This window comes from Verrucomicrobiota bacterium, from assembly GCA_016200005.1.
GTDB lineage: Bacteria > Verrucomicrobiota > Verrucomicrobiia > Limisphaerales > PALSA-1396 > PALSA-1396.
Genome location: JACQFP010000047.1, coordinates 182,446 through 206,046, shown reverse-complemented (window position 1 = coordinate 206,046; position 23,601 = coordinate 182,446). Strand labels below are relative to the sequence as shown.

General features: G+C 57.9%; 18 protein-coding genes. 12 read left to right on the top strand and 6 right to left on the bottom strand.

Going from position 1 to position 23,601, the window contains the following annotated elements; genetic code table 11:
• Positions 1–53: 53 nt before the first annotated feature.
• Both HY298_17330 and HY298_17325 read left to right on the top strand, forming a co-directional pair.
• Positions 54–1,304, top strand: coding sequence for a radical SAM protein (locus tag HY298_17330; GenBank protein MBI3852023.1), 1,251 nt, complete (start codon positions 54–56; stop codon positions 1,302–1,304).
• A gap of 26 nt (positions 1,305–1,330) precedes the next feature.
• Positions 1,331–1,549: a type II toxin-antitoxin system HicA family toxin gene (locus HY298_17325; GenBank protein ID MBI3852022.1), complete on the top strand. Its 219-nt coding sequence runs from the start codon at positions 1,331–1,333 to the stop codon at positions 1,547–1,549.
• Here HY298_17325 and HY298_17320 read toward each other — a convergent pair.
• The gene (locus HY298_17320) at positions 1,546–1,785 is read right to left on the bottom strand and encodes a hypothetical protein (GenBank protein MBI3852021.1); all 240 of its coding nucleotides are present in this window, start codon (positions 1,783–1,785) and stop codon (positions 1,546–1,548) included. The two genes, HY298_17325 and HY298_17320, sit on opposite strands and share 4 nt — an antisense overlap.
• 204 nt (positions 1,786–1,989) lie before the next feature.
• Here HY298_17320 and HY298_17315 point away from each other — a divergent pair, with 204 nt between their 5' ends.
• The 8 genes from HY298_17315 to HY298_17280 all read left to right on the top strand — a co-directional run bounded on the left by HY298_17315 (position 1,990) and on the right by HY298_17280 (position 15,283).
• Positions 1,990–5,124, top strand: coding sequence for a PSD1 domain-containing protein (locus HY298_17315; protein ID MBI3852020.1), 3,135 nt, complete (start codon positions 1,990–1,992; stop codon positions 5,122–5,124).
• Positions 5,125–5,231: 107 nt separating this feature from the next.
• Positions 5,232–6,698: a DUF1501 domain-containing protein gene (locus tag HY298_17310; protein MBI3852019.1), complete on the top strand. Its 1,467-nt coding sequence runs from the start codon at positions 5,232–5,234 to the stop codon at positions 6,696–6,698.
• A gap of 78 nt (positions 6,699–6,776) precedes the next feature.
• The gene (locus HY298_17305) at positions 6,777–8,180 is read left to right on the top strand and encodes a hypothetical protein (GenBank protein MBI3852018.1); all 1,404 of its coding nucleotides are present in this window, start codon (positions 6,777–6,779) and stop codon (positions 8,178–8,180) included.
• A 242-nt stretch (positions 8,181–8,422) separates the two neighbouring features.
• Positions 8,423–9,445 carry a hypothetical protein gene (locus HY298_17300; protein ID MBI3852017.1) on the top strand — a complete coding sequence of 341 codons (1,023 nt, stop codon included), beginning with the start codon at positions 8,423–8,425 and terminating at the stop codon, positions 9,443–9,445.
• Between the two features lie 204 nt (positions 9,446–9,649).
• Positions 9,650–11,608 carry a hypothetical protein gene (locus tag HY298_17295; protein ID MBI3852016.1) on the top strand — a complete coding sequence of 653 codons (1,959 nt, stop codon included), beginning with the start codon at positions 9,650–9,652 and terminating at the stop codon, positions 11,606–11,608.
• Between the two features lie 23 nt (positions 11,609–11,631).
• Positions 11,632–12,513, top strand: a complete 882-nt coding sequence (locus HY298_17290) for a prepilin-type N-terminal cleavage/methylation domain-containing protein (protein MBI3852015.1) — start codon at positions 11,632–11,634, stop codon at positions 12,511–12,513.
• 54 nt (positions 12,514–12,567) lie between these two features.
• Entirely contained in the window at positions 12,568–12,996 is a 429-nt protein-coding gene (locus tag HY298_17285) for an exo-alpha-sialidase (GenBank protein MBI3852014.1), read from the top strand.
• Positions 12,997–13,021: 25 nt separating this feature from the next.
• Entirely contained in the window at positions 13,022–15,283 is a 2,262-nt protein-coding gene (locus HY298_17280; protein ID MBI3852013.1) for a hypothetical protein, read from the top strand.
• A gap of 615 nt (positions 15,284–15,898) precedes the next feature.
• Here the strand turns inward: HY298_17280 and HY298_17275 are convergent.
• Positions 15,899–16,048, bottom strand: a complete 150-nt coding sequence (locus HY298_17275) for a hypothetical protein (protein MBI3852012.1) — start codon at positions 16,046–16,048, stop codon at positions 15,899–15,901.
• Positions 16,049–16,221: 173 nt separating this feature from the next.
• Here HY298_17275 and HY298_17270 point away from each other — a divergent pair, with 173 nt between their 5' ends.
• Together HY298_17270 and HY298_17265 are read left to right on the top strand one after the other, a co-directional pair.
• On the top strand, positions 16,222–17,046 hold the full coding sequence (locus HY298_17270; protein MBI3852011.1) for a hypothetical protein: 825 nt from the start codon (positions 16,222–16,224) through the stop codon (positions 17,044–17,046).
• 49 nt (positions 17,047–17,095) lie between these two features.
• Complete coding sequence (locus HY298_17265) at positions 17,096–18,916, top strand: putative Ig domain-containing protein (GenBank protein MBI3852010.1); 1,821 nt, start codon at positions 17,096–17,098, stop codon at positions 18,914–18,916.
• On the opposite strand, the gene HY298_17260 is transcribed toward HY298_17265, so the two are convergent.
• The 4 genes from HY298_17260 to HY298_17245 all read right to left on the bottom strand — a co-directional run bounded on the left by HY298_17260 (position 18,895) and on the right by HY298_17245 (position 23,442).
• Positions 18,895–19,857, bottom strand: coding sequence for a hypothetical protein (locus HY298_17260; GenBank protein ID MBI3852009.1), 963 nt, complete (start codon positions 19,855–19,857; stop codon positions 18,895–18,897). The genes HY298_17265 and HY298_17260 overlap by 22 nt on opposite strands.
• A complete protein-coding gene (locus HY298_17255; GenBank protein MBI3852008.1) occupies positions 19,854–20,303 on the bottom strand; it encodes a hypothetical protein in 450 nt (149 codons plus the stop codon). Before HY298_17255 ends, HY298_17260 begins: the two co-directional genes overlap by 4 nt.
• Before the next feature lie 348 nt (positions 20,304–20,651).
• Positions 20,652–21,851 (bottom strand): outer membrane beta-barrel protein, encoded by a 1,200-nt coding sequence (locus tag HY298_17250; GenBank protein MBI3852007.1) that lies wholly within the window; start codon positions 21,849–21,851, stop codon positions 20,652–20,654.
• A gap of 241 nt (positions 21,852–22,092) precedes the next feature.
• Positions 22,093–23,442, bottom strand: a complete 1,350-nt coding sequence (locus tag HY298_17245; GenBank protein ID MBI3852006.1) for a Gfo/Idh/MocA family oxidoreductase — start codon at positions 23,440–23,442, stop codon at positions 22,093–22,095.
• Between the last annotated feature and the right edge of the window lie 159 nt (positions 23,443–23,601).

Genomic DNA, 23,601 nt, shown 5'->3' with positions numbered 1-23,601 from the left:
ACATTTGCGTTGGCTTGAACAGCTTTCTCGTGTTGCCAAGACGAAACGCGCTCATGAATGAGCCGGAAAAGAAATGGTTGCCACGGCTGGTTGTTCGTCGTCAGAATGCGAAGGTAAATTGCATGAGTACCGCCACATTAAATGAGCCAGTGTCTGCCGCAGCGAAGGCGAACGGCCAGGCAACGGCTGACTTCTCACGCCCGGTTGTGAAGCCGAGGAAGGGCGTCCTCAAGTTGATTGGCGAGGTGCTGGACCACGGCGGGCCAGGTTACCTGCAATTTGCGATCACGAACATTTGCAACGCCAAGTGCGATTTCTGCGGCTTCGCCGTGGACCGGTTTGATCCCAAGCAACGACGCAGCGTCACGCTTCAAGAGGCGAAGGACGTTATCGACATCGCGGTGAAAAATCACATCGGTTACTTGCTGTTCGTGGGCGGCGAACCGCTCGTGCACAAAGAACTGCGCGCGATGGTGCGTTACGCGGCTGAGCGCGGCATTCATCCGATGATTTGCACCAACGGCTCGCTCTGGACGGAGCAAACCATGCGCGACCTGGCGGGCGATGGTTTGAGCAGCGTCATCATGTCTATTGACTCCCACGACGTGACGAAACACGAGAAGAACCGTGGCTTGCCTGATGTATGTCGCAAAATCAAACGGGCGAACGAAGTTTTCCACGAACTCGGCATTCAAACCACCGCCAGCGTCACCGCCAGCAAGCTCATTGACGATTACGACAAGCTCCCGGCATTTCTGACGGAGCTTGGTTTCAAGAGTTGCACCTTCAGTTATCCGCTGACGTCACTGGCGTCGAGCTATCTCAGTTTCAGCGATTCGAGTCTGGTCAGCTACAAGACCGAGGAGCTGATTCAGGTTTTCGAAAAGATCAAACAGATGAAAGCCCGCAGCGGTTTTCCGGTCGTCAATCCCACCGAGTCGCTCAAGGAAATGCAGCGCCACTTGCGCAAAGAGCCGGAGAAGTTTGGTTGTCTCGGCGGCCACAAATATTTTTACCTCGACTGGAATCTGGATCTCTATCGGTGCCACTTCTGGGAAACGCCGATGTGCAACATTTACGAGTTCGATGAGTCGAAGTTGATTCGCGACGGCTGCACGCGCTGCATGATTGATTGTTACCGCGATCCCAGCGTGCTCCAGTTCGTCGCCATCAGCGCCAGCGATGCCTACAACAACTTGAAGAAGGGCAAAGTTGTTACCGCTGCGAAGAACGTTTTTGATCGGCGTAATCTAACTTCGCTGAAGGCGGTTTGGGACGACCGCAAATGGATCGGTGGAGTGTAGATTCTCGTTAGCGTAATGGCATTGCGATGCGTCTTACACCTATATCACGCCGCGAATTGATCAAACGCCTGCGAAGACTTGGATGGGACGGGCCGTACGTTGGCGGAAAGCATCAATTCATGGTTCGTGGCGCAATGAAGCTTCCCGTTCCGAATCCACACGGAAGCGTCTTGAGCGTAGGAATGGTGAGCGAAATCCTGAAGGAAACCGGAATCAGTCGTGAGGATTGGCTGGAAGCGGATTAACCAGCGACAGCTTCGACGGCATGAAGCGTAGGCAGTCCGTCACCGCGCGACAGAGATAGTTCCACCCAACCTTCCAGTGCGGATTGCAGTTCGCGCAACACTTCTGTCCGGTTTGGCGCAAAAACCACCAAACCAGAGAAGCCTGGAATTCTGGCCGAATACCCCTCGCCCGCTCCCAGTTTTTTGACCACAGCAAGCTTAATTGCGTCTTTGCAGTATTCGCTCAAGCCATTCATCACAGTGAGAATAGCCAGCCGTTCGCTGCAAATCAACTTGTTTTGGGGCTGTCTTCCCAGCAGAATCCTGTGAAAGAGCGTCGCGTTTAATTCTTGTCCACCACAAGTGGCTGGGTAATATTTACATTCGAATCGCCCATTAGGGTGACCTCCTGCACTGGAGTTTGTTTGATAATGCTAAGAAACTCATTGAGTAAGTCGAATATGACAGTCAGTGCTTTCACAACACGCTTCATCGGATGCGTGGGGTGCCTTTTGGGTGCGACTTGCTTCCTGCCCGTGGCTGGCGCTGCCGCCGCAGTCGATGTTTCCAAATTGCCGCCGCCTGCCGCCCGGAAAGTGGATTTCGTCAAAGACATTCAGCCGATCCTCTCCAAGAGTTGTTATTCGTGTCACGGAGCTGACCGGCAAAAGGCGGAGTTGCGTTGGGATGTCAAAGCCGTCGCGTTGAAAGGCGGCGAGCATGGTCCGGTGATTGTGCCCGGCAAGAGCGAGGAGAGTCGGATGATACACCTGGTGGCCGGTTTGGAAAAAGACCTCGTCATGCCGCAAAAGGGCGACCGTCTGACCGCCGAGCAAATCGGTCTGTTGCGGGCGTGGATTGATCAAGGCGCGAGCTGGCCCGATGGATTGGATGCGAAGGGCGCTGATAAACGAAACCATTGGGCCTTCAAAGCGCCGGTGCGCCCGGCGATACCTGCAGTCAAAAACAAAAAGTGGGTGCGGAACGCCATCGACAATTTTGTTCTCGCCCGACTCGAAAAGGAAAAACTCAAACCTTCGCCGGAGGCCGACCGCATCACGCTGATTCGCCGCCTGAGCTTGGACCTGACCGGACTGCCGCCGACGATTGAGGAAGTTGATCGTTTCCTCGCCGACCGCAGTTCCGACGCTTACGACAAATTGGTCGAGCGCTTGTTGTCGTCACCGCACTACGGCGAGCGCTGGGGCCGCCACTGGCTCGATGCGGCCCGATATGCCGATACGAACGGCTACGAGAAGGACGTGCCGCGCAGCATCTGGCCGTATCGCGATTGGGTGATCAGGGCGTTCAATCGCGATCTGCCCTTCGACCAATTCACCATTGAACAGCTTGCCGGCGATTTGTTGCCGAACCCCACGCTGGAGCAGCGCGTGGCCACGGGTTTCCTGCGCAACTCGATGCTGAATCAGGAGGGCGGGATCGAACCGGAGCAATTTCGCGTCGAGGCCATGATTGACCGCATGGATGCGCTGGGCAAAGCCTGGCTGGGTCTGACCATCAACTGCTGCCAGTGTCACAACCACAAATACGATCCCATCTCGCAGAAGGAGTATTACCAGCTTTATGCGTTTCTGAACAATGACGACGAACCGTCTTTGGAAGTGCCGACACCGGCGCAGCAAAAACAGCGTGATGAAATTCTCGCCAAAGTGCGTGAGCTGGAAACCAAAGCCATGCACGATGCCACCAACCTCACCGAGCGCATGGCGGCGTGGGAGAAAGGCCCCGCTGGCACTGAAGGCCATTGGACGGTGCTCGACCCCTACGATTGGATGAACTTCGCCACGAAATTTGAAAAACTGGAGGATTCGTCCCTCCTCGGCGGCGGCGACCTTCAGCGCGGCGGAGTGATGAAGTTCTGGGTGGATACGCCCTTGACGAACATCACCGGCTTCCGGCTTGAAGTGTTGACGAATCCCAATCTGCCTTATGGCGGGCCGGGCTTGATGGGCAAGGGAAACTATTTCCTGAAAGAATTCGCGGTCGATGCTTATCCGAAAAACAATCCAATGGTTACGAACAAGGTCGCGTTCGAACGCGCCATGGCCGATCAGGAAGCAGCCGGGTTCAGCATCACCAATGCGATTGATGGCGATTCGGAGAAGACCGGCTGGACGGCGGCGGTCACGCCGGAGCGACGCAATCAAGATCATCGCGCTGTCTTCGAGTGCAAGGAACCGGTCGGATTTCCCGGCGGCACACGATTGTTCATTCAACTGCACGAGAATTTCAAAGGCGGTGAAGGCGGACTGGACAAGGATTCGCGGCTCGATTGCCACATGATCGGTCGTTTCCGCCTGAGCGTCACGACCAATGCCGGTCCGCTCAAAGTTGATCCGCTGACCACTGCGCAGCGAAAAGTGTTGGCGGTGCCTGCGGAAAAAAGAACCGCGGAACAAAACCTGGCATTGTTCAACGCGTTCCGACTTGGCGATCCAACTTTTGCCGAAGCCAACAAGCAGATCGACGAGGCGTTCGCGAACTGGCCTTATCCGCCCACCACGCTCGCCCTCCAGCAACGCAAAGTGCCGCGGGTGACTCACATCTTCAAACGCGGTGACCGCCTGCGTCCCGGCGACGAAGTTCAACCCGATGTGCCATCGGTGCTGCATCCTTTTCCCGAAGGCGCGCCGCACAATCGCCTTGGGCTGGCGAGATGGCTCGTGGACCGGCGCAGTCCGACCACGGCGCGCGTCATCGTGAACCGCACCTGGCAGGAATATTTCGGCCAGGGCATCGTCACCACGCCGGAAGATTTTGGCACGCGCGTGGATGCGCCGTCGCATCCCGAACTGTTGGATTGGCTGGCTTGCGAATTCATGGACAAAGGGTGGAGTTTCAAGGAAATGCACCGGCTCATCGTCACTTCAGCAACTTATCGCCAGTCGTCGAAAGTCACTCCGGAACTCTACGCCAAAGACCAGTTCAATCGGCTGCTGGCGCGCGGGCCGCGCTTCCGCGTGGAGGCGGAAACGGTGCAGGACATCGCGTTGGCGACCAGCGGACTGCTCAATCCAAAGATCGGCGGGCCGAGTGTTTACCCGCCCATTCCAGCCAGCGTCGGTGACACGGTTTACGGCGGATTCAACTGGCCGGAAACCAAAGGCGATGACCGCTTTCGCCGCGGCATGTACACGTTCTGGAAACGCTCGCTGCCGTTTCCGACCATGATCGCCTTTGATGCGCCGCCCGCCGACAACGCCTGCACCCGCCGCGTCCGTTCGAACACACCGTTGCAGGCGCTGACGACGTTGAATGAGAAAACGTTTGTGGAAGCGGCTCAAGCGATGGCGTTGCGTGTGTTGAAGGAAGGCGGTTCGGATGAACGCACGCGCGCTACTTACGCATTCCGCTTGTGCACCGGTCGCAAGCCCACTGCCGCTGAGTCGGAAGCACTATTAAAATTCTGGCAGGAGCAATATGATTATTTTGAAAACCGGACGGCGGCAGCGGTGAACGTCGCGTTGCCCGACCCCAAGCAAATGCCGGCCAATGTGAACCTGCACAAGGTCGCCGCGTGGGCGATGGTGTCGCGCGCGATTTTGAATCTGGATGAAACGATAACGAAGGAATGAAATGCCCAAAAGCAAAACACCCAACGCCCCAACGCCCCAAGAAAGTCCAATCGCCAAATCGCAACGTTGGGTGTTTGGGTATTTGGATTTTGGGTACTTAACACGCCATGAAGACGAAATTGAACTTAACTGACGAGCTTCGCCTGGAACACGCCAGACTCACCACCCGCCGCTGGTTCTTCCGCCAATGCGGCGTGGGGCTTGGTTCAATCGCGCTCGCTTCCTTGCTTGGCAAAGACAGCGTGTTTGGTGCGACCACGACACCCAAGGTCACAAATCCTCTCTCTCCGCATCAACCCCACTTTGCGCCCAAAGCCAGGCGGGTGATTTATCTCTTCATGGGCGGCGGACCGAGCCAGCTCGATCTGTACGATTACAAGCCCACGCTCGCCAAATACACCGGCAAGCCGATTCCTCAGGAAGTCGTGATGGGACAGAAGTACGCGTTCATCAAGCCCGACGCAGCGCTCTACGCTTCCGAATTCAAGTTCGCGAAGCACGGGAAATCCGGCGCGGAAATTTCCGAGGCGTTGCCGCATCTGGCCGAAGTGGTGGACGACATTGCCATTGTGAAATCGATGACCACCGACGCGTTCAATCACGCGCCCGGCCAGGTGTTGATGCAGACTGGCTCGACGCAGTTTGGCCGGCCGTGTTTCGGCTCATGGGTGCTCTACGGACTCGGCAGCGAAGCGCAAAACCTTCCCGGCTTCGTCGTGCTTAATTCAGCCGGAGGGCTCAGCGGCGGCGCGGCGCTTTACGGCAGCGGATTTCTGCCGACGATTTATCAGGGCGTTCCGTTCCGCAAATCCGGCGACCCGGTGCTGTATCTCTCAAACCCCGCAGGCATCACCGAAAAGATGCAGCGGCGCACGCTCGACCTGATCAAGGAACTGAACCAAAAACATCTCGACGCGATGGGTGATCCGGAAATTGCGACGCGCATCAATTCGTTCGAGATGGCGTATCGGATGCAAACCAGCGGTCCGGAGTTGATCGACGTTTCCAAGGAATCGCCGGAGACGCTCAAAATGTATGGTGCCGAGCCGGGCAAACCTTCCTTCGCGATGAACTGCCTGCTTGCGCGCCGGCTCATTGAACGCGGAGTCCGCTTTGTTCAACTTTTCCACGAGGGTTGGGACCATCACAGCGAGGTGGTGAAAGGCGTCAAGGATCAGGCCGGCAAGACCGACCAGGCCAGCGCCGCCCTGATCAAAGATCTCAAACAGCGCGCCTTGCTCGACGATACACTGGTGCTTTGGGGCGGTGAGTTTGGCCGCACACCCATGGTGGAGAGCAATCCCGATGCGGGCCGCAAACTCGGTCGCGATCATCATCCGCAAGCGTTCACCGTGTGGCTGGCTGGCGGCGGTATCAAACCGGGCGTTACGATGGGTGAGACCGATGAGTTCGGCTTCCAGGTGGTGAAGGACCGGGTCCACGTCCACGATCTTCACGCAACGCTGCTTCACCTGCTTGGGTTCGATCACACGAAGCTGACGTATCGCTTCCAAGGTCGCGATTTCCGGCTCACGGATGTGGAGGGGGAAGCGGTCAAGGAACTTCTGGTTTGAAGCGAAGCCAGTTGGTTCGAGCGCGACAACATCGCAAACTCCAGTGAGCCAGCGACTGCCTTGAACAGTTTTAACCGCATGTTCAAAAACCTGCTCCTGATTGTTGCGGTAGTCGCGGCGGCGAACGCACAAACTGGCCGCGAGCGCCATGTGGACTCGAAGGCCGATCCACACTGGGAAGGTTATCGCAACCAACTCATACCCAATCCCATTCCCATCACGCGGCAGGATTTCGGATTTCGCACGACCCGCTACACCGGAAGCACCAATGGAGAAATCGGCGGGTGGATTCAACGCTCGATCACGCCGGCCTATTATGCGAAGGTGATTCCGACAAAAACCCTTCAGGACAAACTCACCGCTTCCGGCAAGTTCGCCGTCACCAGGGACGATGGCGCCGCTGGAATGCTTATCGGCTGGTTCAACGAAAAGTCGCGCGGCTGGCGGACGCCCAACTCGCTGGTCTTCCGCATCGACGGCAACGGTGGCAGATACTGGCTTTTTTACGAATACGGTACGCGCAACTGGTTGACCGGCGGCGGCGGTTGTTTCGAGGGGGAACGCTACCAGACGACCACGACCAAACCCTTCCTCGCCGATGGAACGGTGCATGAATGGACCTTGAGTTACGACCCGGACGCAAGCGACGGCAATGGACTGCTCACGTTCATGGTTGATGGCCGGAAATACTCACAGCCACTGGCGCCCGGACACAAAGCGGATGGCGCCGCGTTCGATCGTTTCGGTGCGTTCAACGTACAGGTCACCGGTGGCGGGATGGAGGCGTATGTAAGTGATTTGACTCTTGATGGCCACGTGCTTGATTTGCAAACCGGCTGGGAAGCAAAAGGCAACAAGGTCGAGTTTGAAGAACGCGTCATCCGGCCGTACGATTATTTTGGCTACACGCGTGCAAACGAGACGACGAAAGGAAAAATTGGCGGCATCATCTGGCGTGATGAAAAACTCGCTTACTATGCGGACAAGGTCGGTCCGCTGACTCTGGACGACGAATTGTTTGCGTCGGGGAAATTGGCATTCAACGGCGCCGGTTCGGACAGTGCTGTTTTCCTCGGCTGGTTCGATTCGGCTTCCAAAACCAATAAAGTCACGTCTGAAATCAAAGAGCGGCAGAAAAACCTGTTGGCAATTCTTATCGAAGGCCCGAGCCGCGTCGGTCACTATTTTCGTCCAGCTTATACCACAGCGAGTGGAACGGGGATTTCAGAAGATTCCGGCCCGATCATTCGTCCGGACGGACTTGTGCACAAATGGTCGATTCGTTACTCGCCTCGTGCCACCGATGGCAGTGGTCAAATCATCGTGACGTTCGACAAACAGACACAAACGCTCACCCTCAAACCGGAACACCGAAGGTCGGGAGCGACCTTCGACCGCTTCGGGCTCTTCAACCTCCAGACTGGCGGTCATTTCGTCGATGTGTCGCTGGATGATCTCACGTACACCGTCAGGGCAAAATAGCTTTTGATTTCGCGCGGCGGAGGAGCATTTTCGCCTTCATTGATCTCGATGGCTTCACTGGGGCGGTTACGCAGAGCAAGGGAATCGGCTATGATTCTGTTCTGTGGATCTCTCGGCGATGTATTCAAAGGCATGGCAGAAAGGCCAGGTGGCGACGATCAATATTTCCAAAAAAACACTTGCTTTCTATCCCAAGGTCGCGTCAAGTTCCGGCAGAACCCAGTTAACCCTTCGCGAAGCCTATGAAAAGAATGCTCTCCCACTCTTGGATTCTCATTTGTCTCACCCTTGCCAGCCAATCGGTCAACGCCGCCGATCCCGGTATTGCTTATCCCGATCCCGCAGGAGGTTGGAATTATATTTTCCGCGGCGACGCGGCGGCATCCGGGACTGGCGTTTTCGATTCCCTGGATGGTACTTGGAATAAAAGCAACGGTTCCAGCGAATGGGCTGGGGACGGCATTGGCGGGATACTCTCCAATGCCAACCCGCCGGGCGGCGTGTCCGCCTTCCTGGAAGGTGATCTGACTTATCCAGCAACCAACGTGAACTATCTGCGTATTCAGGACACCGGCCGACCGGACCAGCAGAGTGGTGCCAGCTTTACAAATAATGGCTGCGGCGGATGCGTTTTCTCCGCCCCACCCGGAACGGATCGCAAGATACAGTTCGTCCACGACATGGGGACGGACCTCGGTGGTCCCCCGGCGGATACGTTTTTAGATGATGGGTTCACGATTACTTTTCGCGCTCGAGTTCCCACGCCGGCCAAAACCACGAATGCAGTGGATAATCTCTACCCCAGCGGCGAGAGTGGAAGCGGACCCCAACCCTATCCGGCTGCCGGGGATGGTTACCTGATTGCCGATAACGCCAATGGTTTTTTCAACCCCCGTCAAGCGGCGATCGGCAAGCTCGGCTTTTCATTGGTGACGAGCAACGACACGGGCGGCGGCCTCACTGCCACACCGAAAGCCAACTTTCAGGGACTTATGTTAAATGGACTCAATGGAATTACACCCAACAACAACATCGATTTCACTGAAGTGGCCTCGCAGTTCTTGCCGCTTGATCCGACGGAATGGAATGAATTCTGGATTGTCGTCAAGAAGGACAACTCGGGCGTTGGCACTCATTTGGTTCTGGTTTACACGAATGGATCGATCTCGGCGCAAGCCTTCCATGTGACGGCCGCCACCTCCGGAGGGGAAGCCGGCGGCGGCAGTGGAAACCACATCGAAATGGGCATGTCCCAAAGCGCCTAAATGGGCTGCGTGGATATTGACTTTTTAGCTTATAAATTCGCGGCCGTATTTCCGCCGGGGGCTTCGGAGCCGCCGATAATCAGCAGTGTTGCCCCAAGTCCACCTCCCCAAGGCAACCTCTTCTGGCCCGTCGCGAATGGGATTTCTTTCTCCGCGAATTCGATTGGCACCAACACCATTCCATCCTCAGGCGTCATACTGGTCTTGAATGGAAGCAATGTCAGCAGTGGCCTGATCATCACCGGGGCCGGTACCCCGAGCATCAGCGCGACCTTTGCCGGCCTGGTAACCAACACCATTTACACGGGGGCGATCACCGTGCAGGACTCTGGCGGCCAGCCTACGACTTTCCCGCTGCTCTTCGATACCTTCACCGAACCGAGCGCGTTGGTGATCGAAGCGGAAGATTACAACACTAATAGCGGGAACTTCATGGATAATCCCGCGCCCAATGGCTACCTCAGCGCCGTCGGCACGCCAGAGGTGGATTTCCACGATGTTACTCCAGCAACGCTGGGCGATTATCGCACCACCGACGCAGTGGACACGCGGCTGTCAATTGACACCGAACGCCAAAAGTACACGGATGCCAGCGCCAGCGAGTTTGATGTCAGCCTGGTCGAGCAAGGGGAATGGTTGAACTATTCGCGGACCTTCCCCGCTGGAAAATATAATGTCTTTTTGCGTTGTGCCGGCCAGGTGGCGCAGTCAGTCCGGTTGGATCTCGTCACGGGAAACACCACTACCAGCAATCAAGCGACATTTTCACTGGGCAGCTTCCCGGTGCCCAACAGCGGTGCGGGCCACGTTTACGTGCGTCTAGGCAATGCCTTCGGTAGTCCGCTGGTCCTCAACTTGTCCGGCGTCAATACGCTGCGGATGACCGCCCCGGACGCCAGCCTCAATCTCCAAATGAATTATCTTGTCTTCGCGCCGGTCGTCGGTGCCGTCACCAACCCACCGGTCGTGGGCTACACCTCGCCGGCGTCGAACTCAACGAGCGTGGCGCTACCGGACGCGCTGCCGGATTCGCCGATCAAAATCGCGATTGTCAATCGCGACACCTCTGTGGCGACCAACACCATCAACTACCAGTTCGACAACGTCGATGTGACCGCTTCGGCCACGATCAGCACCAACCTTGCCGGGACATTGATCACGTACCAACCCGCGAGTCAGTTGGCCCTGAACTCAGTGCACACCAATCGCCTGGTCTTTGGCGATGGCACGCGACTGTTCACCAACCAATGGACATTCCGAGTGGCCAACTTGCCGGTTCTTCTGGGCATCTGGGCCACCCCGCCTGGTTCGGGATTGACCAACGGATTCAACGTTGCAATCCACTATCACGAGCAGCTCCAGGACCTCACGTTCCCGAACACCGCCGCCCGGGGAGAAAACCAGGTTGGCGGCCTGCTCATTGATCCCGGCACCGGTCTGCCCGCCGTCAACCAAGCGACGGGTTGCAATCCAACCGGCATCTTCTCGGAAACGCTGGTCATCAATTACAGCATCGACGCTACGGATCAAGGGTCGTTCCCCGGTGACGGACCATTCCCTTGCATCGATCCCGGTGCTCACAAGCACATCGCGATGGCCGCAACTGCGAACCTCGAACTTACCGCGGGTCTGTATCGGTTTGGCGTGCGCAGGAACGACGGATTCAAACTCTCGGCAGGTCCGGACTTCACGCGGGCCGACGCCACCCTGCAATTGGGAATTTTTGAAACCCCGAACACTGACAACGGTACCGCCACGACGACCTTTGATTTTCTGGTACAATCCAACGGGGTCTATCCATTCCGCTTGATCTTCTTTCAGAACAGCGGCGGGTGCGACATTGAATGGTACTCGGTAAATCGCACCACCGGCGTGGAGACTCTAATCAATTCGACCACTGCGGGTTCAGTAAAGGCTTACATGAGTCGCACTGCGCCGATAGGCATCGTGCAAATTCTCAATCCGCAATTCTCCGGTGGCAACATCACCTTCTCGTACGCCACTGTTGTTGGCCATCAATACTTCGTGGACTTCAAGAATGCGATCACCGATGCCTGGACGCTTGATGCAGGACCGGGGGTTGCGGGAGACGGCACCACCAAATCCTTCAGCGCGCCGGCCAGCGCTCCGGACACCAGATTCTATCGCGTGCGAGCGCAATGATGCGGGTCGGGCCGTGAATCAACATGAGAACCGTTGTGCACCCACCGCTGGGGCCAGGGAAGGACCCGAACCAGCGGTGGGGTTTCACGTTGATCGAACTTCTGGTCGTCATCGCAATTATTGCCATCCTGGCGGCCCTGCTCCTCCCCGTCTTAGGCAAGGCCAAACAGAAGGCGCAAGGCATTTTGTGCATGAACAATCACCGGCAATTGCTGATCGCTTGGAAACTTTATTCCGACGATTATCGGGACGAACTGGTGGGAGCTTCACAGTGGAGACCGGCAGGCGCGGCTGGGGACGTACCCGATTGGACCGCCGGAAACGACCTCACGCTGGACAATCCCAGCGATGACAGCAACTGGAACGCCGATAAATACAACAAGGCCAGCGTGCTCTGGCGGTATTGTGGCAATTCGCTCGGCATTTGGAAATGTCCGGCCGACAAAAGCACGGGAAGAAATGCTCAGGGCAAATTTGTGCCGCGCATCAGGAGCATGTCCATGAGTTGCTGGGTGGGGGGACGCCCGCTGTATGGCGAATCGCCAGGCGGATATAAAACTTATCGAAAAATGTTCGACATGACCGACCCCGGCCCGTCGGGCACCGCGGTCTTTTTGGATGAACGGGAAGATAGCATCAATGACGGCTATTTCGTTATTGATATGAGCGGGTATCCCAATCAACCCGCCTCCTGGCAGATCGTCGATGTCCCGGCGAGCTATCACAACCGCGCCGGCGGCTTTTCGTTTGCCGATGGTCATTCCGAAATCAAGAAATGGCGCGATCCTCGCACCTGTCCGCCTCTGTCGAAGCACGATCTCGACCTGGTGAGCAACCGGACCAAATACGGCGCGAATAACGTGGACGTTCTCTGGATGCAGGAACGCGCCACGCGCCTGCAATGACCACTGCTGATCACCGGGCGGGAGTTATCAACACCGTCCGGTCACGCGCGATGCTTGAATGAGAACGATTACGACGCCATGTACACCTGCCGGTCGCGTGACGATGGACGCTCCTGGAGCAAACCCGTCTCGACGGGTTTGCGCGGCGTCGATCCGCGTCTTCTGTTGCTTAGTAACGGCTTGATTCTATGCGCTTATGGCGTGAAGGAATACGAGGGCAACCGCCGCGAGCGCCGCCTCATGCTCAACAGCGACGCCGGGCGCACCTGGTCGCACCACGTCATTGTGTTCGCCGGTTACGGCGGTTCGTATCCCGACGCGATTGAATTTGAGCCGAACAAGATTCTTTATGTGTGGAATGTCGATGGTTTCAAGAAACCCGGACAGACTACGCGCCCGCGCAACTACCTGCGACTGGCGACGGTCACGTTGCGTCGGATAGAATCGCAAAGCAGTATGGCGCCGCTTCCCATTGTGAAGTAAAAATCTAGCGTCGGAAAAGTCATCAATGCAATCAACACCTCGCGCCGCCATTCTCGCGTCACTATTCTGTGCATTCGCTGGCCATGTCCTGTCGGCCACGATTACGAGCCAGGCTGACGGCGATACTTGTCGGCTCGTCTGGCAGAGCGACGAACACATCGAAATCTCCTTCTCCCGCTCGCGTGGGTTGCTGTTTGCGCCCATCACTGTTCGCGTGGATGATCGCTCGTTTTCGTTCGATGGGTTTTACGTCGCGTTCAATGGCGAGCGTGACAGTTACGCGAACAATTCCGTCAGTGTGGAGACCGGGAAGGATTCTTTTCGCGTAACGCACCTGCTGGAACATCCACGATTGCCGTCGCCGATTCGCGTTGCTATCCACGTCTCGATGGCGCAAGGCGACAAAGCTGTTCGCTTTAAAATCGACACGGACAACGGTGAGCGCGTGCATCTCGACCGTCTTGGCATCGGCAATCATCACGGCGCGCGTCTGTCGCCGACGCGGATGTTTGTCACGAAGTATTTCGTGTTCGAACCGCCGATCGAGCCGTTCAAGCTGAAGTACAATTACAATTGCCTTCGCTACTGGTGCTTCACGATGCAGAACGGGATCACCGAGATGGTGGGTTCTGATTCGACACCGCGCGGCTTCGACTTCGACGAGTCAACCGGCGCCTACGACGTTCACACGTATTGCGACACCAACATCACCTACACGTTCGTCTTCACCGGCAAAGGGCCGCAGGAGGCGATGGCGCATTACCGCTCTACCATCCGTCTGCCCGCGCCGCCCACGCTCGCGCAATTGCCCGGCCGCGTGACCATCATGACCGGTTATCCGATCCGGGAGCGCTACGAAGACTTTCTCGATGAACTCACCGGCCGCGGTGTCCGCGATTTCATCTGGCTCGCCTACGCGCCCTGGCCCGGCGACCGCAAACTCGTCGAGCCGTTCGGCGCGCTCTACTCGATTTACGACATGTACACGGACCTCTTTCCTGAAGGCCCGCGTAAAGCCGAAGGCTGGACGCCCGAATGGGTGCGTTACGAAAGCCCGGGCGTCATGAAACGCGGCTACTGGGACTCCACCCGTTGCCTGCCCAACCTCTACATTCCGATGGCCAACGGCCTGCGCCGCCAAGGCACACTCGGTCGCGAACTTGCGAATCGCAACTTTCTGCGCACGCCGATCACCGAACTTTACAACCTGAAAATCTTCAAGGAAAAGGTGAAGCCGACCGCGCTCTACTTGGACGTTCACGCCTCGCTGTTGCCGGAACATTATTACGACTTCCGCGGCAGGCATTACCCGCTCAGCGAGCACTTGCGACAGGAGAAGTTGTTCTTCGAGTGGGCGCGCAAGTTTCTTGGCAACGTGCCGGTCTTTTCCGAAGTGGACTGCGAACCCTTCGCGGGCATCATGGACGCCGGCATCTTCAGCCCCTGGCGCACGCCGGAAACCATCGGTCGCATCGGCATCGAGCCGCAAACCCTGAAGGCCGCGCGCTGGGAATATTATCCGTTCCTCGACGTCATCCACCGCGAGCGCCTGCTCAACAGCGGCGCCGGAGCGCCCTTCGCGCTGCCCGACTACAACGCCACGAACATGGGCCTGGCGATTTCTTTCGGCCGACCGCAAATCATCTCCGGCTATCCGGGCACGTCGCAAGCCAACGTGGGCGGACGCGTGCAACTCTATTACTTGTCCAGCGCGTTTCATCGGATGCTCGGCCTGTCGCGCATGGACCGCGTGGACTTCGGCTCGTCACCGGCGGACGACGGCGATGACATTCATCGTCAGATCGCCACCTACTCGAACGGCGCGCGCATCTGGTCGAATCGCGGCGGCGTGGATTGGGAGGTGGATGGACTCACGCTGCCGGAGAACGGTTATCTCATTGTGGACACAAATAACTTCCGCCAGTACCGCGCGCGTGTTCAGGGTCAAACCGTCGAAGTTGTGCGCAGTCGCGATTACGATTATTTCTTTTCTGACAAATTGTTCGATTTCGGCCCGGTGAAAACCAGCGGTGCCATTGCGGTTCGATCACCCGCACCGGGCAGAGTCGTCATTTATGAGGTGGTGAGAGGTGGTGGGATTGAGTTTCGTCTCGGTCAGTTGTCCGGCACCGCCACTGGACAGAAGTTGAACAAGTCTTGGATATTGCTGACGAGCAACCGCAAGGTGCCGCTGAAGTTTCCCGACATCACGCAAGACGCTGACACGATCCGGTTTGGTCCGCCGGAAATGGCGATGACTCTCGGCTACGAATTCGAATTCCGTTGACCCGCTGGTTGCGCGCCGCGCTTCGCTTAGGTTGTCGTCCAGCATGACAATTAGCGGCAATTTTTTTCTGGTCTAATTACTTGATTTCCCTTCCGAGTCGCACGACAGAACTGTCAGGGCGCGGTTCAACCTGTTCCGCCTCCAACAACCTGACCGCACGGTAAACGATGTTAATGAAGAAAAAAAGTGCAGCAATGGCTCAACACATTCGATGGCTGACCGGGGTGACCTGCCTGCTGGCCTACCTGTGTGGGTCTTTGGGCGCGCTGCCCGAACTCTGCGCGCTCGCTGCTTCATTGGATCGATCTCACACGCCGTTCTTTGCCGTGCGTGACAGCGGCACGACCCTGGTTCTGAGTCACGCTAGGATTGGAGTTTCCAGTGTGGCGAACGGGTCACACCGGCACGGCATAATCGCGCGTGGCTTGTGTGTGCTGGCGAATGCCGATTCTTCTTCACCGGATCATCGGTTGGAATTTGTCTCCTGCGGCAAAATCGAAGCCCCAAAGGGCGACGTCGGATCCAGTACCCGAACCCCATCATCGACTTCGGTACCTCTTCCTCCGCTCCCCTTCAGTTCGCGTGCTGTCGACGATTCATTCCCTCCGCATAGTATCACGTCTTTGGCGATTTCGGAATCGCTTCTTTCAACTCGCCACACCGTGCTGCTGCTCTGATGCCTTTGGCGCGCTGCAATGACGACAGGTGAACTGTCGTCGCAGTGCGCTGCCCCGGCTGCGCCACGTCGATGTGATGTGGCTTCATCCGTTTGCCTTTGTAATTACAACGCCAACAGATTTGTCACCATGAGAAAATTAATCATCGCCTGCCTGAATCCGGCAAGTCGGGCTTCTGCGTGCTTGACGGCCACACCCAAAGGGCAGCCTGGCCGATTTGTTCCCAGTCAGGCTTCGTGGTCGGCAAGAACCTGTACGACCATGAAAACACTGGGGCTGGTTACGCTCCTCACGCCACTCTCTTCGTACCTGCGCGCTGCCGTGGCTTACGGCCAGCCGCACAACGGCAGTGGCACGCTCTACCAGTCATCGTGGTGGGACCCAGACGGCAGCGATTACGATCAGTATGTCTGGGACGGTTTTTCTTTGGCGACAACCCAGACGATCACTGAAATCCACTGGCGCGGGGGATTCGATCCCACCCATTTCGGCATGGGCGGCCCCGTGATTGATTTCACCGTGGAAATCTGGTCTTCCATCACGGGCGGCTCACAGCCGGATATCGGCAGTGTTTTTGCGCCCAATCCGCTGGTCCATTACCAAACCGGCGGCAACGCCGGCGAGACCAGTGCCGGAACGTTCGGCAGCGTGGCGATGTACGACTACCAGTTCACGCTGCCAACCCCATTTCAGGCCGCTGCCGGCACGAAGTATTGGGTGCAGATTGAAGCGTGGCAGCAAGGCATCCCGGACTGGTGCCTGGCTGCCAGCGCGGGCGGCGACGGACAGTACTTCCGTCAGATTGCCTACGTCGGCGACAAGTATTATCAATTGGTGACCGGCAACGCCGCGTTCACGCTCGTCGCCCCCGACCCGCCGACGCTGACCATCACACCGACCACCACCAATGCCGTGTTGATTTCATGGCCGACACCTTCAACCGGTTTTCAACTGCAACACATCAACGACCTGACCGTGACCAACTGGGCGAGCGTGACAAACGCCGTCACCGTCGTTGGCACGAACAACCAGGTCATCGTTTCACCGCTGACGGTTAGCGGCTTCTTCCGGTTGATCCATTTTTGACTCACCACCGTTTCACAAATTCCAAACCAAACCAAACACCCAGACCATTATGAAAAAATCATCTGAAATCAAAACCTCCGGGAGCCGCCTGCGGATTTCCCGGTCATCGTCATGGCTGCCCGCCCTCGTGGCGCTCTGCCTGTTCGCGCTGAGCGGCGGCTCGGCGCGCGCCAGCATCGCCTACGGCAGCATCAACAACTTCGACACCGTCAATGACACCGGCGTTCCGTGTCACGGTTTCGAGATCGAACTGGATGACATTCGCAGCACGGACATCACTTACACCTACGATTACAATCACTACGGCACACCGAAGATCACCGAAGACACCGTCTCGGTTCCGGGGCACACCAATGTGCTGGTCCGTTATGAGGCGGTCTGGACGGGATCGGATTGGTCGGCTTATACCGCCGTGCCGACCACCAACATCCCCCCGACGCAAGGTCACGCATTCACAAATCCTTCGTTGAACTTCGGCGGGGAACACTTCGGTGTTGGTTATCGCAATCAACCAACCAAGGTTTACTACCACTGGTTGGTTGATAGCGGGGCGCACACGCTGGCTCTCGGGCCGCAAGTCAACGTCTCCACCCCGACTTTTACCTACAACCCGCCCGTTGCCGGCGCGCCGGCTCAAGTGGTGGCCGTCATCCCGGCACCCCTGCTGCCGCTGCCGCCCACGAATGGGTTTGAGTTTAGCGATGCGACCTGGGTCAAAGCGATCGTGACCACCTCCCATACCAACACTCAGATTGAGTTGCGCGAATTGATCACCCCGGATACGAACAACCCGGCCGCCAAAGACTGGCGCAATGGCGAGCCGGACGAAGTCGAAGTGGAGTGGCAGCTCTTGCAGACCGACTTCATGTCCGGCGACTACAATCCGACGAATGGCGTTGGCGGCGCGAACGGACAACTGGGGGGCACAAACCAGAATCTGGCCAACAGCGATGATGTGGTCACGCGGCGTTACGAGTACTACGCATACGTTGGCCCTTATGCGGACTGGGACACGCATCAAGCGATGGCGGAACGAGTCGCGCCGGATGGCATTCATGGGGTTGGAGTTTATACGAACGGCAATGGGGATCCGATTGACCTCTCAACGGTCGAAGTCGTCGGCAAATTCCTGGGCGCACAAATGTCGGCCATGGTAGCGGCGCCACCCATCGGATTGATCGATCATCTCCCCGACGGTGAGGTTGGGGTTGAGTATCCTACCCGCAGCCTGGTCATTGCCAGTGACACAAATTTCACCGCAACCAGTTCCGGCGATCTGCCCGCCGGAATGGCCTTCGATCCTGCCACGGGCTGGGTTTATGGCACACCGAACGAAGCCGGCGTATTCATGCTCACGGTCACTGCCACCGCCAGCAACAATCCGGTCCTCACGAAAAAATATCCAATCATCGTCGCGGCCGCGAACGAAGTCCTGCCGCCACACAGTTCCGTGGACACGACCGCTTCACCCACCAACGGCGGCATCTGTACCGGCGATGGCGTTTATACCAACGGCACAACGGCGACCGTCACCGCCGCGCCGAACGCCGGGTTCAAGTTTGTCAACTGGACGGAGAACGACACCGTCGTGAGCAGTGCGTCCAGCTACCAGTTCACCAATATCTTGAACCGCTCGCTGGTTGCCAATTTTGTCGCCGTGCCGTGGCTGTCGGTTTCAATGCCGCAGAGCAACGCGATGGCCCTCACCTGGCCGACCAACTCCAGTGGCTTCGTGCTCCAACAAAACTTCAGGCTCGGCACCACCAACTGGAACGACGTGACCAACGCCGTTACTGTCGTGGGCACCAACAATCAGGTCATACTTCCGCCGTTGGCGGGGAATAGCTTTTACCGGCTGATGCGTCCCTGATTCTGCGAAGCGCGGGCCTCCTTAGCCACGCCACGTTTCAGGAGGTCCGCCAGAGCGACGCGGAAGAGCCGGTTGCGGGCACCCAAATCTTCAGGCAGGAAATAAACCAGACCGTCAAAAACGGCCATGGCTTCACGCGCGAGCTCGACTCCGTCCTGCAAAGGTGGAAAGCAAATCCTGCGCTGGAAATCCGTTTCCAAAAAATTGGCGAAGGAAATCCAGCGGCTTTTCGGCGACACTTTGACCGATTCAGGCGCGCGAAAGAGGCCGGAGGCAAAGAGGCGATCGCCAACAACCTTCCAATCCTGAACCGCGACACCCGCACGGACCTCACCGCTGGTGACCACGCCCAAGTCGCGCGCCTTGAGTTCGGCACCGGTCAACGTCCGTTTCAGGCGACCTTCGAGGTCCCAAACATAAACCGTTTCCGTATCCCAATTTGCGCCGAACACCAACCCGTGCCCGCTCTCGACCGCCAGCGCGCCGATGTGATCGTTGACGGAGAACTCAAATACCGGTTTCAGCGGCTTGCCGGCCACCATGCCCTCCAGAGCAAAAACGCAAATGCGGCTGCGCCCATGACGTTTGCTCTCGGCAACTGGAATCCACAAACGCTTCCCGTCCGACTGCATTCCGCCGGGATGATCCAGCGCCATCACCTTTCCAGCGGCGTCAACAGATGTGATGTCCCAGACATCCCAGTTCGTTCCGGCTGGCTCGGTTCGCAGCAGCAATGCGCGCCTCGGCCGGACGTCCTCCCGACGCGCGGTGACATAATATTTGCCGGCCGCGATTTCCAGTCCCTGCGTGTGCGCCCTGGCCGCCTGTCCGTTGATTCGCAATGCAGGCAGCGCAACCGTCTCGAGCTTCAGACCGTCTGCCAAGGAGAGACTGCCGTGAAGAATGAGCGCCGCGAAGATCGTGACAACAAGTTGTTTCATGGGCCGGAGCGGAGTTTTTCTTTGACGCGCTTCAACAACTCCTGATACGGCCCGCGCCCGAGATGAATGGGCCGTGCCTCCTCCACCGAGCGGTCGCCGGGATCGCGCACCCGGAATACCGTGCAATGCAGCAAGTGCGAGCCGTTGTTTTGGACATTGACGTGGACAATCACGCGGATCGTCACACCGGAGTCCCAGCCGCCGTAAGCGAGGTTGTTCACTGCGCCGCCGGGCTTTTCGAAGGTCACTTGCAAAACGGTATTGGTTTTTAAGCGATAACTTTCGTCCTTGAACACCTCGACGGTCGCCTGCCGGATTTCGGCACCTGTGCGTCCGTCAATCTCCACCCACGCGAGGCTGCCTTCGGCCGCGGGTGGCGGCGATTGACAACCTGCTAGGACCCACGACGCGAGCAGCGCCCCAAAGAGAAAGAAGAAACATTTCATGTGAATTCACTCAACGCGATTGACGTTTCTCATGGCGATTTGCCGATTGAATCTTGTGGGACAAGGACGTCGCAACGCCGAACCCAGAGGGAGCGCGGGGCGCCTCCACCTGCCCTGCGAAGCAGCCAGTCGCGCTTCAGTAGGGTCGGCCACTGCGAACCCCGCGCCGTTTCTATTCTCGATTCTTGATGTCATTTTCGCAGCGGACTTGGCTGGCTTCAGCTCACGCCACGACGAATTCTCTCATGGCCGCGCCCCGATGCCGACACGAAAGTTTCAGCAAGCCCAGGCGGCTGGCCGTGTCTTTGAAGTTCTGAAACGCGCCTTTGCCCTTGATCGCCCCCGTAGTCACCTCCGCTTTCCGAATTCAAACAGGTACGCGCGGAATCCAACTGTGAATTGAATTTCTGAGGTGTCTCCTTTACCTGTCGGACCGCCCGGGACAGCCAGCTTCTGGTCCAAGGCATATCGCCAGCGGCTTTCAAAGGTCAGAGAAAGATTACGAGCGATGAAGTAATCCACCCCTGCACCGGCGACGAACGCGGGCGAAGTGCCTTTGGCGCGAATCCCAAGACCAACGCCGGCCGGTTTCACATCGTGGAACTCGCCATAGACGACCCCCGCCCCGGCGATCGCGTAGGGCACCCAGCGACCGCTGGCAGAGGGAAATCGCAGCCGCAACATCGGGATCGCTGAGTACATCGAGTATTCGCCGACCGGGCCATTTCCCGGCAGAAACAGCGAATATTCCGTGTGTGCCAGCGCGAGTTCGCCGCCGAGGTGTTCGCCAAAATCCGCTCCCAGCGCGATGGTGTAATTCAAATTGAGCGTGCCGCCGAGCGCATTGAGTTTCGGCACCAGTTCGGCGCCTGAAACCCATTCGCCATCGGTCAAAACCGTGAATCCGCCTTGCGTGCCGAAATAGAAGCGCACGGGTTTGAAGACGCCCGCCTTGCTCAACAGCATTTCCGGCGGCTGTTTGTCGAAATAAATCCGCAAACCCAGCGTGGCGAGAAATGACGACGCATCCCAGTCCTGTCTTCGGCCGTCAATCCGGATTCCGATGGGATCGCACCAGACATATTTGCCTTCGAGGTTGAAAGCGATGTTGGGCGCCAGCAGATAGTCGAAACCCAGACCCGCGGTTGCGGAGAAGGTCATGCCGTCGGCGTCAATCCGGTGCCCAATGCCTTCCGCCTTGCGGTCGTTGAATTGAATCCACGATCCGCCGACGCCCACGATGGAGTAGAGCAACAGGCGATCCGACCCGACGGGAATTCGGAATCGCGCTTGCGGAGCGAGCGTAAAGACCTGTTCTTCGCCGAACACCACTCCGGAGTGGAGCGGTTCGAAATTCAGTTGCCAGGCGTCGAGCGCCAGCTCCGCACTCCAGTGCTGGTTGAAGTCCGCGCCCAAGCTGATTCCGCGCAAGTCCAGCACCCCCCATTTGGGCGCAAATTCGCCCACCCGCCATTGAAGGTAGGGGCGGAATTCATTTGTGTCCTGGGCGTGAACCAGTCCCGACAGTAAAATCCCGGTTAGCGCCAAAACACAGCCATAGCGGTGTCGGCGCGACGGTGACAAGGCCGAAACCTGTACTCGCGCTCCCGCTCGCGCCGAAGTGGGGTAGCGGCTGCGAATTTTTGGGGACTCACGCAATAAAACCATGCTTGAGCGGGCAACCCACCGAGTCAATCGGATTCTCGCCCGCGCAAATGACCTTCGGACACCCCGGTCCGGTGGGCCACGGGTGTACCCTCAACTTGTTTTTCGGTCCTTGCTATTGACGTCAGCCCGGGAATCGGTACGGCGCGCGGTAATGGTAGCGCAGCAGGTCGTTGGCGACAGCGTGGTGGGTAAACTTTTCCGCCTGCGCGTCCCATTCCAACAAGGCGCGGGTTTTGAGCGCTATGTTGGCGAGCAGCGTGGTCGTTGTGCTCCGGTGGCCGGTTTCGGCGTCGGCATTGCAGCGAGCGCGGCTCTTGACGCAATCGAGAAAATTGCGCGCGTGCGGACCGGTGTCGGAATCGCCGCTGACCTGCTTTGGCTCGATCAGTGGCCTCTCCCCCATGCGCCAGCCCCGTTCCCCTTTACGATCAATGGGCGAACGCACCGGAAACGCATTGGAAGTGATCGCGTCGGGCACGACTTCCCAGCCGCTGCTGTTCAGATACAGCGTGCCCTTCGTGCCGCGGAACTCAATTTCGCATTTGCGAAAAGCGGCCGGCGCGGCAGTCGCATTGAACTGCGAGAACGTCACCAGCGTGCCGCCCGGATACTGCCAGGTGACTTCGAGCGTGTCGGGGATTTCCCGGTTGTCATCAATTTCAGCGACGCGACCGCCCAGCGCAGCGACTGCCAGGGGCGCATCGTGGCCCAGCGCCCAATGAATCTGGTCGAGATAGTGCACGCCCATGTTGGTGACCTGACCGCCGGAATAATCGTAGAACCAGCGGAAGCGATACAGCCCGCGATTCGGGTTGAAACGAACTTTCGGCGCCGGCCCGAGCCACGCCTCCCAATCCAAATCCGGTGGCGGTTCACGGTCCGGCGATTGACCGATACCTTTGGGCCATTCATTTTGAATGTGAAATGCGCGCGCCACCGTGATCTTCCCAATACCGCCCCCACGGATGAACTCCGCCATCTCGCGGCACATGCGCGAGGACCGGCGATTGGTGCCGACCTGGCAAACGCGCTGGTGCCGCTGCACGGCCTCGACCATCGCGCGTCCTTCCGCCACGCACAGCGACAGCGGTTTCTCCACATAGACATCCTTGCCGGCTTCGCAGGCGTGAATGGTCTGCAACGCGTGCCAATGGTCGGGGGTGGCGATGACGACGGCATCAACCTCCTTCAATGCAAGCAAACGCCGGTAGTCTTTGAACTTTTTTGGATTCGTGCCGATCTTCTTCGCCGAGAAATCGACGTACGGCTGGTAAATGTCGCAAACCGCGACAACTTCCGCATCCGGCTGTTTGAGAAACGCGTCGAGCACCTGGTCACCGCGATTGCCGACGCCGATGAAGCCGAGGCGCACGCGGTCATTCGCGCCGGACACGCGCAGTTGCGAGAAGGCGGCCGCCGTTCCTGCGGCGGCCAGAGTTTTGGTGAATTGTCTGCGGGTTAATTGTTTCATGGTATTTCTGTTGCGCGGCAAAAATGCCGGACCGAGCGAGTATTATGCACGGCTTGCGAAAAGTCGAATCCCGCTTTCGCGACGTCCACCCTCTCACGCAGCGACGCTCCAGTGCGGTTTGGATTCATGGTGAGCCTTGATCACTCAACGGTTTGGACT

Coding starts and splice junctions, on each gene's coding strand:
- HY298_17320 (MBI3852021.1), bottom strand. CDS start 1,785: ATGAATGGCTTGAGCGAATACTGCAAAGACGCAATTAAGCTTGCTGTG.
- HY298_17305 (MBI3852018.1), top strand. CDS start 6,777: ATGTTCAAAAACCTGCTCCTGATTGTTGCGGTAGTCGCGGCGGCGAAC.
- HY298_17325 (MBI3852022.1), top strand. CDS start 1,331: ATGCGTCTTACACCTATATCACGCCGCGAATTGATCAAACGCCTGCGA.
- HY298_17255 (MBI3852008.1), bottom strand. CDS start 20,303: ATGAAATGTTTCTTCTTTCTCTTTGGGGCGCTGCTCGCGTCGTGGGTC.
- HY298_17270 (MBI3852011.1), top strand. CDS start 16,222: ATGAAAACACTGGGGCTGGTTACGCTCCTCACGCCACTCTCTTCGTAC.
- HY298_17330 (MBI3852023.1), top strand. CDS start 54: ATGAATGAGCCGGAAAAGAAATGGTTGCCACGGCTGGTTGTTCGTCGT.
- HY298_17260 (MBI3852009.1), bottom strand. CDS start 19,857: ATGAAACAACTTGTTGTCACGATCTTCGCGGCGCTCATTCTTCACGGC.
- HY298_17290 (MBI3852015.1), top strand. CDS start 11,632: ATGAGAACCGTTGTGCACCCACCGCTGGGGCCAGGGAAGGACCCGAAC.
- HY298_17300 (MBI3852017.1), top strand. CDS start 8,423: ATGAAAAGAATGCTCTCCCACTCTTGGATTCTCATTTGTCTCACCCTT.
- HY298_17245 (MBI3852006.1), bottom strand. CDS start 23,442: ATGAAACAATTAACCCGCAGACAATTCACCAAAACTCTGGCCGCCGCA.
- HY298_17315 (MBI3852020.1), top strand. CDS start 1,990: ATGACAGTCAGTGCTTTCACAACACGCTTCATCGGATGCGTGGGGTGC.
- HY298_17310 (MBI3852019.1), top strand. CDS start 5,232: ATGAAGACGAAATTGAACTTAACTGACGAGCTTCGCCTGGAACACGCC.
- HY298_17265 (MBI3852010.1), top strand. CDS start 17,096: ATGAAAAAATCATCTGAAATCAAAACCTCCGGGAGCCGCCTGCGGATT.
- HY298_17275 (MBI3852012.1), bottom strand. CDS start 16,048: ATGAAGCCACATCACATCGACGTGGCGCAGCCGGGGCAGCGCACTGCG.
- HY298_17280 (MBI3852013.1), top strand. CDS start 13,022: ATGCAATCAACACCTCGCGCCGCCATTCTCGCGTCACTATTCTGTGCA.